We start from the raw sequence: 21,393 nt of genomic DNA, 5'->3' as shown, positions 1-21,393 counted from the left end.
CATGAAGAGAAGAGATTTTGTAAAGGGTACCGCCCTTACAGCGATAGGTGCAAGCATGCTTGCACCCCTTCAATCATTTGCTGCCAGTCCGGAGACACATCTGGAAAGTGAAGACGTAGCGCCACGAAGTGAGTTAAAAGATGACTACCCGGTCCACTTTATGGCAGTAGGCGACTGGGGACGTAATGGTGCCGATCATCAGAAACATGTTGCCACGCAAATGGGCAAATGGGCTACCGAAAATCCGAACGACTTTATCCTTTCGCTTGGTGATAACTTCTATCCTAAAGGGGTGACCAGCGAACATGATCCGCTATGGCATTACTCGTTTGAGAATATTTATACCGATTTTTCTTTGCAGTGGGACTGGTATCCGATTCTCGGAAACCACGATTACATCTCAGATCCTGATGCACAGGTAAGGTACAGTAAGATCAGCAGGAGATGGAAAATGCCTTCCAGGTACTACTCGAAAGAAGTGCCGATAAAAGGTGGAGGAAAATTGCTAATGGTTTTTATCGATACCTGTCCGCTGATACCTGAATTTCATACCAGCGAGCAATACGGGCCCTGGGTAAAAGACCAGCAGCCTGAAATGCAGCTTAAATGGCTGGATGAAACTTTAAAAAATGCAAGCTCGGAGGTAAAATGGAAAATGGTGATGGGGCATCATCCGATGTATACGGTTGGACCGAGAATCAGGAATTATGATACCCTGGCTGTTAGAAAAGTACTCTCTGACATCTTTGAACGCAATAAAGTGGATGTTTACCTTTCGGGGCACGACCATTCGCTACAACACCTGAGCACGGGAGGTTTTACCCAACAGTTTATTTCAGGTGCAGGTTCTGAGGTCACTCCGGTAACAGCTGGAATTCCTTACAGCAAGTTCGAAGCTTCGGAGTATGGTTTTATGTATTTTTCGGTGGATCAAACCCGGTTAAACGCGAAGATAATAGACCATAGCGGAAAAAACATCTATGAAACCACTTTGAAGAAGGCCTAGAAAGAAAATTCAGAGTCATCACAAATCGGACATTAAAATGCAGAGAAATATAAATTCTTTCTCTGCATTCACATCAATTAGCTGTTTTATACAGCGATTCAGATCAATTTAATCCACCTATTTAAAAGAAGGTATTGATGAGATGATCAGGTTATTAATAACCTGATTTCCATTTCCGGAGAGCTTAACTCCGTTTATTAAACTTTCAGGGAAAAACACATCGGTCATCACGGTTAAACCATTATCAGCAAAAAGCTCTGCTGATGCAACATCTAATATCAGGCTAACTTTGGCGTTTGTCGTATTGGCTATTCTTGGTGCACTATGCTTTTTTGCAAAACCTTTTTCAAAATCACTCGCACCGGAATGAGTTCTGTCAATATAGTATGTCTTTGTTTTATTGTCATAGCCAATCAGGAGCTTTTGCCCTTCTTTATTGCTCAAAACAATCTCAATGCTTTTGGTGGTGTTAAAGGTAAAATCCAGCTTTAGCTTTCCATCCAGACCTTTTGCGTAAGCAGACAGATCAATTTCCTTGTTGAGTGTTAAAGATTTCTTTTTATAGACCGGTTTGACATATGCATTCATCTCTTTTACCGGGACAGACCGCACATAAAAATCTCCCGCTATCTGATCCAAATGTAAATCCCTGGCAATTGTTGTTGCACCACGCCAGTTCTTTGTCGGAACCTGATTTGCATACTGCCAGTTGTTCATCCAGCCAATAAAGATTTTCCTCTTACCTGTGTTCGACCAGGTAATTCCGGCGTAATTATCAGTACCATAATCCAGCCATTTTTCTACAGTGGAGCTGGGTATAAACTTGTTCCCATCAAAATCGCCGGTAAAATATTGAGTTGCGGAACCTCCATTTGGTCCTCCTGGGTTGATACTAACCAACAGTACCCATACCGTTTTACCTTTAACATCAAATGAGATAAGATCAGGACATTCCCATACGCCACCATGACCACCAAATTTATCCCCAAAGTCGCTTTCTCTCTTCCAATCCTTTAGGTTTGCCGACGAGTAAAAAGTTATTCTATCCTTTGTAGCCAAGGTCATAATCCATTTTTTACCAGCCTCATACCACATTACTTTTGGATCTCTGAAATCGGTTATTCCCGGATTTGGGAGAACAGGGTTTCCTTTATATTTTGTCCATGTTTTTCCTTCGTCATTACTATAGGCAATGCCTTGATATTGATGAAGACCAGTTTTGGCTTCTTCTATTTTATGATTGTGATAGGTAAATATTGCGACCAGTGCATTTTTACCAAAGCCCGCCGTATTATTGACATCTACTACTGCGCTACCCGAAAATATCGTTCCCAAACTATCCGGATAAAGGGCAATAGGCTGCTCCTCCCAATTAAAGAAGTCACGTGTTGTTGCATGTCCCCAGTGCATGGGCCCCCAGACTGTCGAATTCGGGTTATGCTGATAAAACAGATGGTATTTCCCGTTTAAATACACCATTCCATTAGGGTCGTTCATCCAATTGTTCTTTGGCGAAAAGTGGAATTGCGGACGATGTTGTTCCATCTGTCCGGCTACTTGCTGTTGAGCTCTTGCTGTATCTCTGACTGATGTACAGAGTAGCAGTACACTAAAAAAAGCAATTTTTAAAGATTTCCTATTCATATTGATGTGTTAATTTTATTCAGTTTTTTATTTGTCAATGTTATCAAAAGTCTGTGTTCATCCGGGCTGGACTGATTGCCCATGTTTCTGCTTTTACACCAATGTTGCCTCCTTCAGAAAAGACCTCTGCCTGATCACTATTTCGTTTGGAAGGAAAAATCCTTGTGGTCAATGCATGCTGATCATTAATAAAAATCTCGATTACCGACCCATCCACGAAAACATGAAAACGGACAGGCTTGCTGGTATCTAATAAAAATGCATCTTTTTTAATCCGCAACGGTATTCCTTTTTTTGTACTGGAGTGGAGCTGATCCACAACCATCTCTTTTGCATCAGCATCATAGTATATTTTTGTGTATTCAGACTGATCCGCATTTTTATGCAGTACGAACCCAAATTGTTTTGCCTTATTGGGGATAATCTCTGCCAGGACCTCATATTGCTGCCCGGAAAAAAGCGGAACCGATTGATGGTTGACAACCGTAGTATCCAACACGCTGCTGTTAGCTGCTCTTAAAGACCGGAGTGCGGGATGTGGAGACTGTGTTAATTTTCCATCTGACAAATTCCAGATCCTTGGAATGCTATAAAGATGTGACCACCCTTGTTGATAAGCTGCCTCTGAACTGATCTCGTCAGGAATGATCGCAATTGCACAGATCCGGCCTTCTTTATCTTCAGCCACAGAAGGCGAAAGCAATCTGTTGATCACTTCTAAGTTGCGCGGCATCGGATGGTCCGGAACAAAACGTTCCTTCACAAAGCTGCCTATCCAATATTGTGCCCTTGCAGGAACGCCTCTATCAGGAACCCTGTTCACCAACAAAATATACTTATCTCCAATTTTTTTGAATACAGGCATTTCCCAGAAAATCCCGGAATTGTCCCGATCAGGATTTCCTTCAAAAAGGGTATGCAGGAATTTCCATTTTTGCATATCATCAGAAGAATACAGCAATAAAGCGCCCTTTTGTTCATTGTTTTGCGCTATCCCAAAACCCACCACCATATACCATTTATTTCCTTCCTTCCACATATAGGTATCCCTGAGGTCGGTTCTGGTATAACCTTCCGGCTGACCGCCGATAACTGGATTGTCCTTGTACTTTGTCCATTCGATGAGGGTGCTGTCTTTTGGATAAGCAAGGGCAATTCCCATTTTAGGTCCTCCTGCGGTATAACTGATCACTGGGTTTCCCTGGTCATCCGCGACAACATGTCCCGACCAGATCCCATTTTCATCATAGCCTTTTTCCGGACTTAGTGCAGGCCTGTGCTCTGTCCAGTTGACCAGATCCGGGCTACTGAAATGCCCCCAATTGATCTGCCTCAGGGCCAGGCTGGAAGCATTCTTCTGATTGAAGATATGGTATAGCCCTTTATAGAAGATTAATCCATGGGTCTCATTTGTCCAGTTAGCCGAAGGAAGCAAATGGTATTTTGGACGGCTGAAATCATCCCTGAACCTGCTTGAAGGAATTGCCAGTATAGGAGTTCTGGCTGAATAAGTTGCTATCCCCTTAGTAATCAGTTTCTCATCAATCGGCAAATCCCATACACTGACTTCATCGACCAGGCCATTTATTGTGGTTAAATCCAGGAGATCGAGATTTTTATTTCTAAAATCCTTTCCCAGAAGAATCTGACTGACCCTTCCCGGAAACTTTACCGCATTGGGAAGCGGGACAGGCAAACCGTTCAATAAGATTGATAATCCTGTTTCATTAAAGGCTAAACCCAGATTAATCCACTTAAATCGTTGAACAGATCTGCCAAGGGCGATGTAATTTAGCTTATTATCTTTTGAGACACTTAACATCAGTGCTCCGAACCGATCAGTACACAGTCCCAGATAAATATGATTTGTGCTGTCTTTAACTGAAAAAAATGCGGCAGTATCTGTTGGAAAAGATTCCAGTGCAAACCAGGCTGAAACTCCCTGGATGTTCTTTCGATCCGGATTTCTCAGCTGCAGGTAGCTTGAGTAACCATCAGTCCTGAAGCCCTTTCCACTGAGCCCCTCAGACAACTCTGCAACGGCTGACCTGCCTTTCAGAATAAGCTTCATATGGCCGGATGCAGATGTTAACGGCTCTTTGCCCTCAAAACTGAAGATTTCCTGTCCGTCTGCAGGGAAATGCAGAAAAAATGAAATGGTCAGGGTCAGTAAAGCAATATAAACGTGACTAGTTCTCATATCAATAAATTATCAGGCGAATAATACATTAATTATAATTTGGATTTTGCTTATACAAACCGCCTGAGAAATTAATCTGGGCCTGAGGAATAGGAAAGTATTCATCTCTTCCCTTTACAAACCTTGCATTCTGCAGATAAGTTCTCAGTATCTTTTCTTTTGGAAAGTACTCCTGGTTCAGCACCTGATCAGCAATCCCCCACCTAACCAGATCGAAGAAACGTTCGCCCTCCATTGCAAATTCCAGCTTACGCTCAAACCTCAAAGCTTTACGTGCATAATCATTGGTCCATACGCAGTTCAACCCTGGCTGATAAGTTTCGATGTTATATTTTGCGGCGTAGTCAGTAGCACTTGTGTTTGGGAATGCCAATACGTATTTACTGTTTTTAGCGCGGGCCCTTACCTGATTGATGAGTGGATAAGCTTCATTCTGGCGGTTGAGCTCGATTAGTGCCTCAGCTTTCCATAAAAGGACATCTGCATATCGGATAATCGTCCAGTTTAAAGCTGAACCTCCCCATGGAAATCCTTTCACCATAAACGGTGACTCAGGTGAAACCAATGCTTTCTTATTGTGGTAGTAGCCATAAGTGGCTGGTTCACGCGCCCAGTTGGCAGCATACGCAGAAGCAGTGTAATTTTTCCATCTTACCCCGATTCTGCCCACAGTGAAATCCAGTCTTGGATCCACGTTGGTCGCCAGCCCATCGGCAACAGTCATGAGATTGCCGTTGTTATAAGTGTCGGGCATTGGAATGCCGTTGATATCCGTTTTGAAAGAGTTTACCAGATTCTGACTGGGTTGAAAAAAACCATCCCCTCCGTAAGCAGGTCCTTTTGGGGCATTCAAAAGATTGCTCCAGTTGATCCTGCCATTTGTTGTTCCGTCACCGATTGAATGTTGAACTGCAAAAACAGATTCTTTACTGTTATCAAATTCAGCCTGGGAAAGTTTTTGAAAATCGTCCAGTAACGAATAGCCACCCTGGGTGATAACTTCATCACAAAGCGTCAGCGCATTGTTCATTAAAGTTGCATCAATTGAGCTAAAAGTGTTATCATCTTTTTGTTTGTACGCCCTATACAAAACCACTTTGGCCTGGTAAGCTTTGGCGGCATATTTAGTTGTTCTGCCCGGTTCTGCTTGAGTTGCTGGCAGGAGATCCGATGCCGCAGCAAACTCCGCAGCTATTTTTTCCAGCAGCTGATCTCTGCTGAACTGCGTATTGGGAATCTTGATGTAATCTGTATTCTCAACATTTTCATCGAAATATGGAACCCTGTTAAATAAGCGGTTCAATTCGAAAAAATAGTGTGCCCGCAGAAACCGCATTTCTCCCAAACGTATATTTTTTTGCGGCATTACAGTTTCGGAAATAGCGTTCAAACGTCTGATCGCACTGTTTGCACGTTGTACGCTTCGGTATAGGTCAAACCATTTGCCATCCAGAGACCAAAATGTTGGAAAAACTCCGGTAAAGGTTTCAAAAGCATTAAAATCGCTGATATCGCCAACACCTCCGCCACCTTTATAAGCTGTTTCCGCTCTAACGTCTCCATAGATCCAGTTGGTGGTAGGCCTTTCATGTGTTCCCTGACCATCCGGCCCCGCAAGTGCAGCATAAGCAGCGATGCAAAGTCCTTCAATTCCTTCTGGTGTATTTAACAGCTCATCACTGAGCTTTGCTTTTGGTTTGCTATCCAAAAAGTCTTTTTTGCAGGCGGAAAAAACAAAGAGAACCGCTAACAATGTATATTTAATTTTCATGATCGTATACTTTTAACTAGGTATAATACTTAAAATCCAACCCTGGCACCGAATGTAAATGTCCTTGGCAATGGATATGGATAACCCAAACCTTCCGGATCCGCCCCCGTATAGTTAGTGATGGTAAAGAGGTCTTGTCCCTGTACATAAAACCTTACCGTTTTCAACTTAAATCTGGAAGCAATTTCTGCGGGTAGCGTATAGCCCAGCTGAATGTTCTTTAATTTAAGATAGTTGCCATTTTCAACGAAATAATCTGAGGTTTGCCCTTCATTGCCCAGATTAAGTGCAGTAAGTCCGGGAATGTTTGAATCCGGATTGGTGTTTGGATTCCAGGCATCCAGAAGTCTGGTTCCATGATTACCGGTCCAGAGTTGAAAAAAGTCGGTGTAGAACTTCGAATTGTTATAAGCTTTCCTAACCATTCCGTTGACGAAGAAAGAGAAATCAAAGGCCTTGTAAGTAAGGGCAACATTTAATCCCCCAATAAATTTGGGTTGGTCGGAACCAAGCCATACCCTGTCCCGGTCATTGATGATTTTGTCACCATTGGTATCCACATAGCGGATTCTGCCAAGACCTTTACCCTGTTGGTTGATTCCATTGTTCAGGTCGGCATCCGTTTTATAAAGGCCGTCGGTCTGGAGTCCCAGCCAGGAGCCAAGGGGCTGCCCCACAATTGTGCGGTCAATCCCGTTTCCTCCACCATAGGTATAAAAAATATCATCAGGCACTGAAGTTACTTTATTCTTATAGGCTGATGCACTGAAGGTAAGGTCGTAGGTAAAATCTGAACCGACCTTATCCTGCCAGTTGACAATGGCTTCAAACCCTTTGTTATTCAAAGAGGCTCCGTTATAAGCCATATACCCTCCTTCTCCAATCAATGCGATATAAGGACGGTCAATCAGCATGTCTTTAGTATCTTTGATGTAATAATCAAGGGTCAGGTTCAAGCGGTTTTTTAACATGGCTACATCGAGTCCGAAATTGGTTTGTGTAGTCACCTCCCATTTTACATTCGGACTTCCGGTCCTGTCCTTCAGGATGCCACGGGGAATTACGCCCTGGTTGATCCCGCCGATATCATAGCCACCACTCACCAGATTGGTAGAATATTTGGTGTAGGTAGCTTCATTGTCCAGCAGGTCATTCCCATTCTGACCCCAGCTCGCCCTGATTTTAAGGTCAGAGATCCAGTCCACTTTTTTCATAAAATCTTCCTGGCTGATCCTCCAGCCGGCAGAAGCGGCCGGGAAAATGCCTGCATTATTATTTTTTCCAAACCTGGAGGAGGCGTCCCTTCTCACTGTTCCCATCAAAAGATACCGGTCATTGAAGGTATAGTTTACTTTTGCGAAATAAGAGTCTGTAGCATTTCTTGAAGCCGTACCACCATTGGTCTGTGCACCGTCTCCGGCATCCAGGTAGCGATAGTCCGGAGCTTCAATAATGTAATTCTCTCTTCTGCCTGATATATTTTCGAAATAAGATTCTTTGGATTCCACACCTGCCAATGCGGTAAGCGTATGCTTCCCAACATTGAGGCTATAGTTTGCAGTATTGGTCCATATCCAATCCCGGTCGTAATCATTTACCGTAACCAGGTTGTTCTTATCTACCTTTCTATCACCTTCGGCCCATTTTGGTTCAAAATTCGAGGAGAAGCCATTCCTGAAGTTTAAACTGAAGTTGGAGCGGAACACCAGGTTTTTGACCGGCTCTGCTTCTAAGTAGAGGTTACCAAAAATACGCCACTGTTCCAGACGATTTTGCTTCTGCTGATCCAGCAACCTGACAGGATTGGGCTTGTCACCTATACCCTGAGTAGGTCCTGCGTACCCACCTAAGATATCATATACCGGAATGATTGGATGTTGTGCGATCGCCAGTTCCTCTATTCCCCCGGGTTTTAGTTTTTCAGTCCACCTACTGATGTTCATGTTTTCTCCAACCCTGATTCTGTTGTTCAGGAAACCGTAATCAGAATTTAGTCTCATGTTAAGACGGTTAAAATTGGTGTACTTAACCAGGCCATCCTGATCAAAATAGTTGACTGAAAAACTGGTGGAACCATTTTCGGATCCTTTTGCTATCGACAGATTATAGTTCTGTAATAATGAATTACCATACACCTCATTGGCCCAATTGGTATTTGCCGAACGGATGCGCTGCGCTGCATCAATAAATTCCGGAATCACAGCTGTTGCCCCTGAACCATAAAGGTCATGGTTAGGCACCCGGCCATCGTTTATATTCGCTTGCCAGTAAGCATCCCCCCATTGCTGGGCACTCAGCATTTTTATACCCGTATGAAAAGACTGGGTGGTTAGCTGAGCGTCAAAATCAATATGTGTTTCGTTTCTTTTTGCTTTTTTGGTAGTAATGATAATGACCCCATTTGCGGCCTGTGTACCATAAATAGATGCTGAGGCAGCATCTTTTAAGATCTGGATAGATTCTACATCATTTGGGTTAAGCAGTGTGGCAATATTACTTCTGGTCTGAACACCATCCACAACATAGAGCGGGCTGCTGTTGTTAATAGTTGTAATTCCACGGATGCCAACACCTGTTCCAACTCCGCCCGGCTGACCGCTATTGGTCACATTTAAACCCGGGACCCGCCCCTGTAAGGTAGAGATCACGTTCCCACTGGGAATATTGGCAACATCCTTCATGTCGACCACTGAGACCGCACCGGTGAGGTCTTTTTTCTTTTCTGTCTGATAACCGGTAACCACAACCTCGTCGAGGTTTTTAGCGTCCGGCTGTAAAGACACATCAATTTTTGTTCTGTTGTTTACGGGAATCTCCTGGCTTAAAAAACCAAGATACGAGATCACCAATATTGGATTATTTCCCGGGATGGATAGAGAATACTGGCCCTGATTGTTTGTGCTGGTACCCGTTTTGGTTCCCTTGAGTAAAACGCCGACGCCAATCAATGTTTCTCCTTTGTTGTCTGTTACTGTTCCGGTAACTGTAGTATTGTTTTGTGCGCTCAGATTTTGGGAACAGAGGCACATGGTCAGGAGCATTAGAAAATATCTTATTTTCATTTCCTTGTTATAATTAATAGTGTATGGTAAGACCGGTCAATTTTACAATTGACCTATCCCTATTTGGTTAGTTAGCTCGCGAAAATTGCCTTTAGCTATGGTGGTGAAGTATCATTTCTTTTCATACAATTTGGTTTAAGTTTATATTGGTTGGTTTAATTATTGGAAAGCAATGTCCGGTGCGCACCATTTCCGCTTCCAGATGAATCTGTCGAAATCAAATTTTGAATATGCCGGACAAGCTCCGGACTGCGCCGTAATAAATGCGCCCATTGCCACCGCATAATCCAGCGTAACATCAAGCGGTTCATCGGCAAGCTTCATGGCAAGAAATGCGGCCAGAAAGGAGTCTCCGCTTCCTATGGTATCTGCCACACTGATGCTATACGCAGGATATTCATAGGTCAGGCTTCTATTGTAATAAGTTGCACCATGTGGTCCCTTTGTAATCAGGATTTCTTTCATTCCGAACTTATCGAAAATGGCTTCAATGCAATCCAGCTCTCTTGTATAGGAAATGTTACTCCATTCGGATATTAAGCGAAGTTCAGCTGAATTTATTTTAACCAGATCAGCCTGCCGCAGCAGATCTGACACCAATTCAGGGCTGTAATGCGGTGCCCTCAGGTTCACATCAAACACCTTGTAACGGGCATGGGTCAACATTTTTAATAATGTGGAGCGTGAAGCTTCGTTTCTGGAACAAAGACTTCCAAACACAAATGCATCAGCTGTTTTAATCAGGTTTTCCATTTCTCCCTCCCACCTGATATCATCCCAGGCAACAGGAGCGACAATCTCATAACTCACTTCATTTTCCTCATTGATAGCCGCCAATACCTGACTGGTTTCATAGTTGTCATTGGTCTGTATCCAGGTCGTTTCTATACCTATCCCGTTCAGAAAATCCAATAACTCTTTTCCGGCAACATCATTTCCAATGCTGCTGATCAAATGACTTTGCAGTCCTAATTTATGAAGGTGATAGGCGACATTCATAGGAGCACCACCCGGTCTTTTGCCATCAGGAAGGTTATCCCAAAGGATTTCACCAAAACACACTACTGATTTTATAGCTGAGGAATTCATATTTGTCTTATTTTAATGCATGATTAAATTAGTTCCAATCTGTTCTAATGATTTGCCTTTGGTCTCCGGCATTAGTTTCCAGACAAAAATTAGCTGAAGCACCATCATTGCGGCAAAGAAGAAAAAGGTCGTCGCGCCGCCTAAGGTTTCTGCCAGGTATGGAAAGCAAAATGCGATAACTGCGGCCATGATCCAGTGTGTGGAGCTGCCAAGGGTCTGCCCCTTTGCACGAACCGAATTCGGGAAAATTTCGGAGATAAAAACCCAGATCACCGCACCCTGAGAGAAAGCGAAAAAAGCAATAAATAACATCATATAAGCGGGAATTGCGAAGCCTGAAAAATTCTCGGTATAAAAAGTAAAACCAACCAGAAAAAGAGAAGCAATCAATCCAAAAGAACCGACCAACATCAATACCCTTCTTCCAATCCGGTCAATAAAATTGATTGCAATTAAAGTGAAAATGAAATTGATCATCCCTATTCCTACAGTGGAAAGCAAAGAAGAGTGTGCGCCAAGACCTGCCATTTCGAAAATTCTGGGTGCATAATAAATGATGGCATTGATTCCCGAAACCTGGTTAAAAAAAGCAAAAAGTATGGCCAGCATAACCGGAGTTTTATATTTTCTGGAGAAAAGATTTTCTTCGTTTCCTGAAGAGGATTTCAAAGCAGAATTTTGGATAGCTGCCAGTTCCTCTTCACAATTCAGCGGATTGATGACCTTAAGTATCTTTAAAGCACTTTCGGTAGCTCCCTTTTTTAAGATCAACCATCTCGGACTCTCGGGTATGAAATAAATCAGCACAAAAAAGAGAAAGGAAGGAAATGCCTGAACACCCAGCATCCATCGCCATGACGAATCTCCACCCTGACTGATCAGGTAGTTGGACAGGTAAGAGATCAGAATTCCTAAAACCACATTAAACTGGAATAACCCAACAAGTCTTCCCCTTTTATGTGCAGGAGAAATTTCTGAGATGTATATCGGTGCAGTTACAGATGATATCCCGACTCCAAGTCCGCCAAGAAACCTGAAAGCTAAAAAAACTGACCAGTCTCCGGCCAGTGCAGTACCAATAGAAGAAAGCAAATAGGCGATAGCAACAAAGTACAAAGTATTTTTACGGCCAAAATGATCTGAAGGTCTTGAACCTATAAGTGAGCCGATTACGGTTCCAATAAGTGCTATAGAAATGGTAAAGCCATGTTGGAAAGAAGACAGTTGCCAAAATTGCTGGATTGACTTTTCCGCTCCGGAAATAACAGCAGTATCGAATCCAAAAAGAAAGCCTCCAAGGGCTACGACCATGGACCAGGCCAGGACGGAATATTTTTTCATGCTCAAAGTTTATATTGGTTAATGATGGCAAATTAGACCAAAGAGAAAAGGAAAAACATCAAAATCGTTTCTAAAAACTACAAATTCAAACAACCATACAACCAACTACAAATCAGATAGTTAGAATTTTTTAATAAATTATATTTTTGAAGACTTTCAATTTTGAATCAGAAAAACTCAGGTTTTGATACATGATACCGGAACATTCGAAAGCTCAACATAGGGAGTCATTTTCGTTATCGAAGCGTTTTCTATATATTTAACTCTGCTATTCTGCCCTGTGAGTTGGAGAACCAATGCCATGAAAATCATATTTAGTCGACTTAACAACATTATCCTAGTGTTTTTTCTGTTATTCAGCCTTTCGGGTTGTGAAAAGCAAAAGGAAAATTCTGTATATACCATTGGCTTCTCTCAATGTATCGGCTCTGATCTATGGCGAAGAACGATGCTGGAAGAAGTAAAAATGGAACTTTCTTTGCATCCCGGTGCGAAGCTGATCTATGCGGATGCAAATGGTAACAGTAAGCTTCAGGTCAAACAAGCAGGGGAAATGATCAATAAAGGGATCAATATCCTGATTATATCTCCAAATGAAGCCCAACCCCTGACTCCAATCGTAGAGGAAGCCTACAACAAGGGAATCCCTGTAATTATCATTGACAGGAAGACTGCTTCTTCCGCTTATACGGCTTATGTCGGGGCAGACAACTTCCAGATCGGAAAAATGGCGGGAGAGTACGCTGGAGAAGCACTTAAAGGTAAAGGAAATATTGTAGAGGTAATGGGGCTTCCCGGTTCTTCGCCAACAATTGAACGGCAGCGCGGATTCAATGAAGGGCTGAAAAAGTACCCCGGCATAAAAATTATAAATCAGGTTTATGGCAACTGGCTAAAAAAAGACACCGAAGAGCAACTGGTTAAAATCAAAAACTCCCTGACGAATGTGAATGCTGTTTTTGCACACAATGACCAGATGGCATCGGGAAGCAGGAAAGTTTTAAATGACCTCAAGTTGTCTGAACAGATTAAAGTGATCGGAATAGATGCTTTACCCGGACAGGGAGGTGGCTTACAAATGGTGAGCAGCAAAATTCTTACTGCCAGCGTGCTTTACCCCACCGGGGGAAAGGAAGCCATTAGCACCGCTTTTAAAATCCTGGACAGAGAGTCATTTTCAAAAGAGAATATTTTACAGTCTCTAGTCATCGATTCCACAAACGTTGACCTCATGAAGCTCCAATGGAATAAGTTCAGCAGTCAGCAAAAAGATATCGAACGCCAGGGAACCTTGCTCGAAGAGCAAAAGGTACTTTTCAAAAATCAGCAGATCGTATTGAATGTAACCGTAATCACCCTGGTTCTTTCCGTAGTGTTTGGCGGCCTCGCGCTTTATGCATTGCTGGAAAACAGAAAGATTAATAAAGACCTGGAGGCAAATAACATGGAGATATTAAATCAACGGAACCAGCTGATAGAAATGTCAGGTAAAGCCGAAGCTGCAACGGAAGCCAAGCTAAACTTTTTCACGAATATGTCTCATGAATTTCGTACTCCGCTTACGCTGATTCTCTCCCCGCTTGAAGACCTGATCCATAACGAAAAAATCAGGCCTGTTGCTGAAAAAAACCTAAATCTCATCCACAAAAATGTTTATCGGTTGCTTAGGCTCATCAATCAGCTGATCGACTACAGGAAGATTGAACACGACAAAATGTTGCTTAGCGTTTCTCAGAATAATATTGTAGCGTTTTTAAAAGACATTCTGGAGAGCTTTCAATATAGTGCAAAAAAGAAGAACATTGACATCAGATTGATTACAGATGCCCAGGAAATCAACGTATGGTTTGATGTCAACATGCTCGATAAAGTCATCTTCAATCTACTGTCTAATGCGTTGAAATTTACCCCGGCCAATGGGATCATTTATGCAGAAATCACTCATGATTCTGCATCGGTCTTTCTTTCCATCAAAGACAACGGACCAGGGATCGCAGCAGAAGAGATGGAGCACGTATTTGAGTATTTCTACCAGGCACAAACGAATGCAGTAAAGGGATCCGGGCTCGGTTTATCATTATCTAAAGAACTGATGAACTTACATCACGGCGATATTACAGTTGAAAGTACAAAATGGCAGGGAACAAAGTTCAGTATCAGGCTTCAACTGGGTGATGCGCACTTCGCGGAGGAGGAAAAGCGGAAAGGAAAAGCCAGCAAAGAAGCACTGTATGAGGATGCTAAAATTTATACAACAGGACTCAATGATGCCCCTGAGCCAAGAAATCAGGATGTCTTAAGAACGATAAAACAGGAATCAGTCCTGATCATTGAGGACAACCATGATTTGCTGAATTACCTGGGTAATAAATTTGATGAAGACTATGAAGTTTTCCTTGCAGACACAGGTGATAAAGGCATCACCGCGGCATATGAACAGGTCCCTGATTTGATCATATCAGATCTTGTGCTTCCAGGGTCATCGGGACGCTCGCTTACTGAAAAGCTAAAATCTGATGTCCGGACTTCTCATATTCCGATTATATTATTGTCTGCTCACGGTAGCCTTGAACAGCAAATCAACGGCATGGAAAGTATGGCTGATGCTTATATTGTAAAGCCTTTTAATTACGAATATCTGGTAGCAACGGTAAAAAGCCTGTTAAAGAACCGCTCCCTGCTCAAAAACCACTATGTAAGTGACATCAGTACTTCAGGTAAACCACCTATTTCAAAAAGTCTGGACAAAAAGTTCATCAACGACTTCGCAGGAATTGTAGAGCAGAACCTCTCTAATGAAAATTTTAGTGTTGATGAAATCAGTAAGGAAATAGGAATTTCAAGGGTTCAGTTGTACCGGAAAGTTAAAGCTTTACTGGGTTGCAGTGTAACGGACTATATTATGAACAGGAGGTTGAAAAAAGCAAAGTACCTGCTGATCAACGAACGTTATAGCATAGCAGAAATTACCTATATGGTTGGTTTTTCTTCCCCAAATTATTTCTCTACAGTCTTTAAATCAAAATACGGTATGCGGCCAAGCGAATTCAAAAAGACCCAACAGCCAAACTAAAAACTCCCGCCCGGGAATCTTTTTCAGAGCGAGCTGACAGTTTATTGTATCCCGGCAACGGAAAAGAGGATCTTAATGAATAGAGAAGAATTAATTTTCTTTAGCACGCCCCTTATTTAGGATTGCTTATTTTTTCATTACAAGAAGAGGCTTATCCTTCCTCACAATGTAAGTTGCAAGCTCAGAGGCTTTAACTTTACCAATATTTTTGGCGGAATGATTCTTTCCAGCCGGAATAAAAAGTACTTCGCCTGCTTTAAGAACAACTGGCTTCTCCCCTTCTATCTGGTATTCAAATATACCTTCGAGTACATAGATAATCTCTTCTCCTGGATGTGAATGCATGCCGAAGGCGGAGTCTGGTTCAAAATCTATTCGTGCCTGAATAGTTTCATATCCCAAAATCTCAATATTATGTCTTTGCAAGTTTGTACGACTTATTCCTGATTGTTGTGCAAAAGCAGATTCAGGTGTGAAAAATGCCGCGAAACTGAAGAGAGCAACTGCAGCAAATAAATTTTTTCTATGTGTTTTTATCTTTAAATTTTTCATTTTGTCAGGATTAAGAATTGATAAATTCTAAAATGTCATTATTAATTGTTTCTGCATTGATGGTAGGCATTCCGTGTGAAAATCCTGGATAAATAATAAGCTTTCCATTTTTTAGCAGTTCTGCAGCTTTTACAGCCGTAGTAGCGTAGGGTACAATCTGGTCATCGTCGCCATGAAGTACCAGTACCGGCATTTCTACACTTTTAAGATCTTCTGTAAAATCAGTTTCCGAAAACACTTTTATACAATCGTATTGCGCTTTTATCCCGCCCATCATACCTTGTCTCCACCAGTTATCCTGAATGCCTTTTTTTACGATGGCATTTTCTCTATTGTAACCGTAAAACGGAACGGTCAGATCTTGGTAAAACTGCTGTCTGTTGTGGAGTGTATTGTTTCTGATGTCGTCGAAAACTGACAATGGCACCCCTTCAGGATTATTTTCATCCGCAATCATATAAGGTGTAATTGCACTGATAAGTACCACCTTGGCCACACGTTCTTTGCCAAACTTCGAAGCATATCTTATCGCTTCGCCACCCCCTGTTGAATGACCTACATGTATGACATTTTTAAGGTCTAAAAATGTGATTAATTCTGCCACATCTGATGCATAGGTATCCATATCATTACCTGTGAACGTTTGAGTTGATCTGCCGTGACCGCGTCTGTCGTGGGCAATAACTCTATATCCCTTGTTTAAAAAAAACATCATTTGCGCATCCCAATCGTCAGATGACAATGGCCATCCATGGTGAAAGAAAATTGGTTGTCCTGTTCCTAAATCTTTGAAGTAAATTTCTGTTCCGTCTTTAACTGTTAACTTGTTCATGTCTTTATAATTTTAATTGTTTCTATTGATTTGATATTCCAAAGTTGGGGTTATTCATAATGCCTATCAATGGATGTATTTCGCTTTGAATTGCACTTTTTCCCCAGACCATTTATTTTAAATGTGCTCTTAAAATCCAGGCCATTTTTTCATGTCCCTGCATCAGGCCAGTAACAAAATCACTTGTACCCAAATCCTCATATTCATTCGCGAAAAGGTTAATGTTTCCTCTCAGAAAAACGATGATGATTTCATGCGCTATAAGTAACTCATTAATAAAAGTTCGGCTATTGCTTTTCGGCAATGAATTTTCCGTCAAATGAGTTAATTCGAGAAAAGCCTTTAATGTAGCTGGAACCGAATGTCCCAAAGTACGGATTCGCTCGGCCACACTATCGTTCATGTCTGATAACTGACCGGCCTGCTCGTCAAAAAGCTTATGTTTATCGTAGAAATCAATGCCTTCTACATTCCAATGTGCCTCTTTTGTTTTTGTATAAAGCACATATTCATCGGCCAGTAATTTTGATAACTCTATGGCTACTTTTTCGCGATTTCCTTCTGAAATTCCTATGTTCATTTCCATTTTTGATGATTTGTTATTTGATGATCCAAAGATCAGTCCTATAGCAAAGCACATCAATGGATACTTTTCTCCTTCAATTGCACTTTTTTCCTGAAATGTGATTTAACGCAAAAAGCATGATTTCACAATCATGCTTTTTAAATATTTGGCAATATTATCTTAGAATTGTTTGCGGAATGAAAGCGGAGAAATGCCTGCGTTTTTTGTAAAGAAACGAACAAAATAAGCATCGTCCTGATAATTTAAGCTGTAGGCTATTTCTTTAACGGTAATGGTGGTGTGAGCCAAAAGGCGTTTACTTTCGAGGATAATTCTGTTTTTAATAATGTCGTTTGGCGTGTCTTTACTGAGCAAACCTATTTTTTTACTAAGGTTTTTTGGCGTAAGAAAAAGCATATCCGCATAGTCAGCTACAGTATGGTGAGTTTTGTAATGCTGTTCTACCAGTTTGCTGAATTTCCTTAAAAACTGAACATCCGTTTGCTGCTCTTGCTGTGACAGTTGATGTTGTTGTTTCCAAATTCGTGTTGATTTCAGAATAATCAGCTTTAGTAAAATCCGCAGCATTTCTTCAGTGCTGGCATCTTCATTTTGCATTTCAAGCTGTATGTCCCGGATTATTTTCTGTATATCTGCCGATTGATTTTCGTCCAACTCAATGAATGGGACTTCAAATACATTATTGTATAAAATACCATCACAAGCAACTTCCTGGTCATGAATTTCAATACAATAAAAATCTTTGTTAAAATGCAGTAGTGTCCCTCCGGTTTCCTCAGCGTCATTTGGTTTAATCACTACTTTTGGATTAATAAATAGCAATGAATCTGTTGCTATTACGAATTCCTGAAAATCAACCCTGACCTTATTTCCTTCGGGGATAAACAGTATTTTGATATGGTCATGGACCGACAAAAGTTTATGCTCATCAAGGCTTGACTGCGTAAATTCTAAATTGCCGAACTGTTTGTATGAAAACTCTTTTATCATTATTGAATTAGTTGTCTTTCAGGCTTACCTCTTTTTTCTCGCCATCCCGATCCACAACGAACGTTGTAGCAAGCAGAAATCACTAAAGTTATAAGCCATTATGTATCGTACTATTAATCCGATGCTGTTTCAGTATATTTTGCAAATCAGTAATATAAAGTTCCAGTTCTTGCTTTGTATCTGCGCTTAACCGTACTTGCGTTGCAAACATATATTTACGGGACCGCTTTCCATCTTTTGTCTGAATCTGAAAACGTCCGGAATACCCGGCTTGCCGAATGGCAGATTCGATGGAGAAAACAACAGTATCAATATCTGATAACGCATAAGACCTGGCCCACAAGCTGTTCACCTTGAGGCGTTGATTTTTGATACTAAAAGGCTTTGGATTAACACCCAGTTTCCTGAGCATCCATAACAACAATTGAATACCTGCGACAAGAAATATCGGAATCCAGATAAACCAACCATACGCACTGGAATAGGAAGTCTTTGCACTCAGTAATTCAGTACTTTTGACCTTTGCCATATGATCTGTGCGAACGAGGTTGCGGATATCGTCTGTACGGATTTCCGGGGAGAGTAGCTCATTAACCGTAGCCTGATCAGTAATGCGATAAATCGTCTCTCCAATCAGCTGGGTATCGCCGAGTTGGTCAAAGTAATAATAGGTAGCACCCTTTTTCCAAACAGACCCGGAAGTGTTATTGACCATACCAATTTTTTCCCAGGTGCCTGTACCGGGCTCGTCCAGTCGATAGATATTGGTCGACCTGGATTTAAGTCCGGGGCTCTTGTTGTTACCCCAGGCTTCCTCTGTCTGCGTATATAGAATTTGCTGGCCATCAGAAAAGATCAGTGGTGCAATTTCTGTAAATTTCCCGCTGTTAAACGGGTTGTCATCAATTCTCAGCACCTTCTTTTTTTTTGTATCAAAGTAGAAAATCCCGTCTTTGCTTAGAAATAGTGCATGATAAGTATGTCCTCCATTTAGCGACAATACCTGGTAGGGGCTGTACTGTTTTTCGAAAGCAATATCATTGACATAAACCATCCCTTGTTTGGGGTCAATCAGGTAATTTTCCTGGTTTTGGGCATCAATAACAATCGCATACAAATCAGGATGATCTTTGAGTGGTAGCATTGTATTTTCATAATATACATGCTGACCATCTGCCAGATAGTGCTCGCTTTCACGAATATCACCATCGTTGTACTTTTTTGGAATCTGTCTCAAGCGCTCCGGATTGGCCTTGGGAAGGATCTGGCCTTCATAATAAGACAAAGTTCCGTCAGTAGCCACTTCCGTTTTCAGTATCGCACTATAAGGAGTTGTACCGGCTTCAAGTTTAGAGAGGGGATAAATATAAGTTTGCGGCTTATCTCCAATTCCAAAACCATATCGCATCCGCTGGCTTAATTCTGAGACCATCGATAAAGCTTTATTGTTTACACTCATGAAGGCACAGTAGCACGTTTGCTTGCCATCGCTGAAATAATCATTGCCAATTGCTTTAGCTGTGGATGGATTAAAATCTTTAACAATTAGATTGCCACAGTAAGCATGGTTTTTATCTACTCCAAACTGACGGTTTCGGTAGCTATCATCCAGCAGTCTAAAGCTGTTGACATCAGCTTCTTTGATCAGATAGTAACCATTACTCGGCACGGATGCGTACACCTGGTTCTGATACCGAAGATAGACTCCTCCTATTTTCTGGCCTTCACGGTCCATATCTATGCTGTCCGGGTCTTTGGATTCCGATAGGAGCATGGATGCGATCAATACCAATGAAAATATTACGGACACAATGGCCATCGTTATTCCTACGCGCTTAATCACATTCATTTTTGTTGATCAATAAACTACATTCTATATCTTCAATAGACTACCAACCCAAACAAACTGCAAGACCTGTTAATTTTCTTTCAAGCTGACCTCTTTTTTCTCGCCATCTCTATCAATGGTCACCTGTTTTTCTATGTTTGCTTTATCCCGATAGCTCTGTCTGGCAGACCCATAATTCGTGGTAGAGCCGGTATACCCCCAGTAGTTATAATAGTTGGTATAACCAGACACATAAGAATAGTTGTAAGAATTTGTAAAATCAAAACTGGCCATGACTACATAAGTACCAGGCATCAGATCAGCAAACTCAAAATGCCCTTCATCATCATAAACCTTCGCTTTTTTGATGGAGGCGCCAAATTTTGGATCCAGAGGGACTTCCGGCATTTTTCCCTGCTTTTTGATTTTTTTGTTTACCGAAACCCATTCCTCATAATAGGCTGAACTTGGAAAGAGTGTAATTTCAGTACCCCTCGGCGCAAACTGCTTTTTGGACACATTAACCAAACCTCCAAGCGTTTTGCCTGAACTTCCTTTAGCAAAAGCTCTTCCGATAATGACACTATTTCCTTTGGTGATCTGCTGTACCGCTTGCTCCCTATTGAACATATTTTTGATGGGCTGGTAGTCAAGTTCTTCGTTTACACAAATTTCCCACATTCCCTTTCCCATAGACATTTCTCTTTGCCAAAGACGACGGTCTTTTTTGTCAATCACATAGTTGTAAATGGCCCCGGTACTTTGTTCCAACACGGTTGCCAGCCAGGTCTCATGTTTTCCGGTTCTTGGCGAATGATAGACATAGCTTTTCACCTCTTTGATGATGTAGTTAGAGATTAAGATATCGGAATTGTTATCGTAATAGAACTCCGGGATAACCGCTTTGTATCCTACATCCAGCGGCAAGGTGGTAAACATATGTTCCGCCAGATTGAAATCAACAAATTTACCTTTCGGCTGTAGATTCAACAGTTTATCTTTTTTGTCTTTTTTGGAGTAATAATTTCCTTTTATAGTTTCTCCAAAGTTGAGCTCCAATTTACTTTTTTGACCTTCCGATTTATAGCTGATCGATTGCAGGGTTTTTGCATCAGCAATAGAAGTCCGTAGTGTAGTCCACTTATTATCTTTTTCTGTGTATTTATAAAACAGATTTAACTTGTTATCGGAAAAAGAGATATCGTAAGTCATTGATCCCTGCTTTGCCCAGCTGGTATCTTTAACATAATAAACCGTGTACTGGGACTTTCCAGGTTTCAGATAAGAAGTCTTAATGTCCTGGCTACCAGGAACTATCGTTTTTTGAGAAAAAGCTACAAAAGGAAGTAGACTTAAGGCTAAAATAAGGATACGTATTTTCAATGTATTAAATGATAAAATTTTTAAGGATAGATTGAT

General features: G+C 41.5%; 14 protein-coding genes. 2 read left to right on the top strand and 12 right to left on the bottom strand.

What is annotated here, in order from left to right:
- Position 1 precedes the first annotated feature (1 nt).
- A complete protein-coding gene (locus tag BFS30_RS09415) occupies positions 2–1,006 on the top strand; it encodes a metallophosphoesterase (protein WP_069379053.1) in 1,005 nt (334 codons plus the stop codon).
- A 117-nt stretch (positions 1,007–1,123) separates the two neighbouring features.
- On the opposite strand, the gene BFS30_RS09410 is transcribed toward BFS30_RS09415, so the two are convergent.
- The 6 genes from BFS30_RS09410 to BFS30_RS09385 form a co-directional block, all read right to left on the bottom strand.
- On the bottom strand, positions 1,124–2,650 hold the full coding sequence (locus BFS30_RS09410) for a glycoside hydrolase family 32 protein (protein WP_069379052.1): 1,527 nt from the start codon (positions 2,648–2,650) through the stop codon (positions 1,124–1,126).
- A 43-nt stretch (positions 2,651–2,693) separates the two neighbouring features.
- Entirely contained in the window at positions 2,694–4,850 is a 2,157-nt protein-coding gene (locus BFS30_RS09405; protein ID WP_069379051.1) for a GH32 C-terminal domain-containing protein, read from the bottom strand.
- A 28-nt stretch (positions 4,851–4,878) separates the two neighbouring features.
- A complete protein-coding gene (locus BFS30_RS09400) occupies positions 4,879–6,621 on the bottom strand; it encodes a RagB/SusD family nutrient uptake outer membrane protein (protein WP_069379050.1) in 1,743 nt (580 codons plus the stop codon).
- A gap of 29 nt (positions 6,622–6,650) precedes the next feature.
- Positions 6,651–9,683, bottom strand: coding sequence for a SusC/RagA family TonB-linked outer membrane protein (locus tag BFS30_RS09395; RefSeq protein ID WP_069379049.1), 3,033 nt, complete (start codon positions 9,681–9,683; stop codon positions 6,651–6,653).
- A 159-nt stretch (positions 9,684–9,842) separates the two neighbouring features.
- A complete protein-coding gene (locus BFS30_RS09390) occupies positions 9,843–10,772 on the bottom strand; it encodes a carbohydrate kinase family protein (RefSeq protein WP_069379048.1) in 930 nt (309 codons plus the stop codon).
- 12 nt (positions 10,773–10,784) lie between these two features.
- Positions 10,785–12,113: a sugar porter family MFS transporter gene (locus BFS30_RS09385; RefSeq protein ID WP_069379047.1), complete on the bottom strand. Its 1,329-nt coding sequence runs from the start codon at positions 12,111–12,113 to the stop codon at positions 10,785–10,787.
- Between the two features lie 340 nt (positions 12,114–12,453).
- On the opposite strand from BFS30_RS09385, the gene BFS30_RS09380 reads away from it, so the two are divergent.
- Positions 12,454–15,186, top strand: coding sequence for a substrate-binding domain-containing protein (locus BFS30_RS09380; RefSeq protein WP_237028731.1), 2,733 nt, complete (start codon positions 12,454–12,456; stop codon positions 15,184–15,186).
- A gap of 126 nt (positions 15,187–15,312) precedes the next feature.
- Here the strand turns inward: BFS30_RS09380 and BFS30_RS09375 are convergent, their stop codons facing one another.
- The 6 genes from BFS30_RS09375 to BFS30_RS09350 form a co-directional block, all read right to left on the bottom strand.
- Complete coding sequence (locus tag BFS30_RS09375) at positions 15,313–15,738, bottom strand: cupin domain-containing protein (protein ID WP_069379045.1); 426 nt, start codon at positions 15,736–15,738, stop codon at positions 15,313–15,315.
- A gap of 10 nt (positions 15,739–15,748) precedes the next feature.
- Positions 15,749–16,570, bottom strand: a complete 822-nt coding sequence (locus BFS30_RS09370) for an alpha/beta fold hydrolase (protein WP_069379044.1) — start codon at positions 16,568–16,570, stop codon at positions 15,749–15,751.
- Positions 16,571–16,682: 112 nt separating this feature from the next.
- Entirely contained in the window at positions 16,683–17,156 is a 474-nt protein-coding gene (locus BFS30_RS09365; RefSeq protein WP_069379043.1) for a Dps family protein, read from the bottom strand.
- A gap of 159 nt (positions 17,157–17,315) precedes the next feature.
- The gene (locus BFS30_RS09360) at positions 17,316–18,146 is read right to left on the bottom strand and encodes a helix-turn-helix domain-containing protein (protein WP_069379042.1); all 831 of its coding nucleotides are present in this window, start codon (positions 18,144–18,146) and stop codon (positions 17,316–17,318) included.
- A gap of 88 nt (positions 18,147–18,234) precedes the next feature.
- The gene (locus BFS30_RS09355; RefSeq protein ID WP_069379041.1) at positions 18,235–19,995 is read right to left on the bottom strand and encodes a DKNYY domain-containing protein; all 1,761 of its coding nucleotides are present in this window, start codon (positions 19,993–19,995) and stop codon (positions 18,235–18,237) included.
- 69 nt (positions 19,996–20,064) lie between these two features.
- A complete protein-coding gene (locus BFS30_RS09350) occupies positions 20,065–21,357 on the bottom strand; it encodes a hypothetical protein (protein WP_069379040.1) in 1,293 nt (430 codons plus the stop codon).
- Positions 21,358–21,393: the final 36 nt, after the last annotated feature.

The sequence above is a fragment of the Pedobacter steynii genome, from assembly GCF_001721645.1.
In the GTDB taxonomy this organism is placed as follows: Bacteria; Bacteroidota; Bacteroidia; order Sphingobacteriales; family Sphingobacteriaceae; genus Pedobacter; species Pedobacter steynii_A.
Note: the sequence above shows the minus strand (reverse complement) of the source record. Positions and strands in the feature narration are given on the sequence as shown.

Coding starts and splice junctions, on each gene's coding strand:
- BFS30_RS09415 (WP_069379053.1), top strand. CDS start 2: ATGAAGAGAAGAGATTTTGTAAAGGGTACCGCCCTTACAGCGATAGGT.
- BFS30_RS09410 (WP_069379052.1), bottom strand. CDS start 2,650: ATGAATAGGAAATCTTTAAAAATTGCTTTTTTTAGTGTACTGCTACTC.
- BFS30_RS09405 (WP_069379051.1), bottom strand. CDS start 4,850: ATGAGAACTAGTCACGTTTATATTGCTTTACTGACCCTGACCATTTCA.
- BFS30_RS09400 (WP_069379050.1), bottom strand. CDS start 6,621: ATGAAAATTAAATATACATTGTTAGCGGTTCTCTTTGTTTTTTCCGCC.
- BFS30_RS09395 (WP_069379049.1), bottom strand. CDS start 9,683: ATGAAAATAAGATATTTTCTAATGCTCCTGACCATGTGCCTCTGTTCC.
- BFS30_RS09390 (WP_069379048.1), bottom strand. CDS start 10,772: ATGAATTCCTCAGCTATAAAATCAGTAGTGTGTTTTGGTGAAATCCTT.
- BFS30_RS09385 (WP_069379047.1), bottom strand. CDS start 12,113: ATGAAAAAATATTCCGTCCTGGCCTGGTCCATGGTCGTAGCCCTTGGA.
- BFS30_RS09375 (WP_069379045.1), bottom strand. CDS start 15,738: ATGAAAAATTTAAAGATAAAAACACATAGAAAAAATTTATTTGCTGCA.
- BFS30_RS09370 (WP_069379044.1), bottom strand. CDS start 16,570: ATGAACAAGTTAACAGTTAAAGACGGAACAGAAATTTACTTCAAAGAT.
- BFS30_RS09365 (WP_069379043.1), bottom strand. CDS start 17,156: ATGGAAATGAACATAGGAATTTCAGAAGGAAATCGCGAAAAAGTAGCC.
- BFS30_RS09360 (WP_069379042.1), bottom strand. CDS start 18,146: ATGATAAAAGAGTTTTCATACAAACAGTTCGGCAATTTAGAATTTACG.
- BFS30_RS09355 (WP_069379041.1), bottom strand. CDS start 19,995: ATGAATGTGATTAAGCGCGTAGGAATAACGATGGCCATTGTGTCCGTA.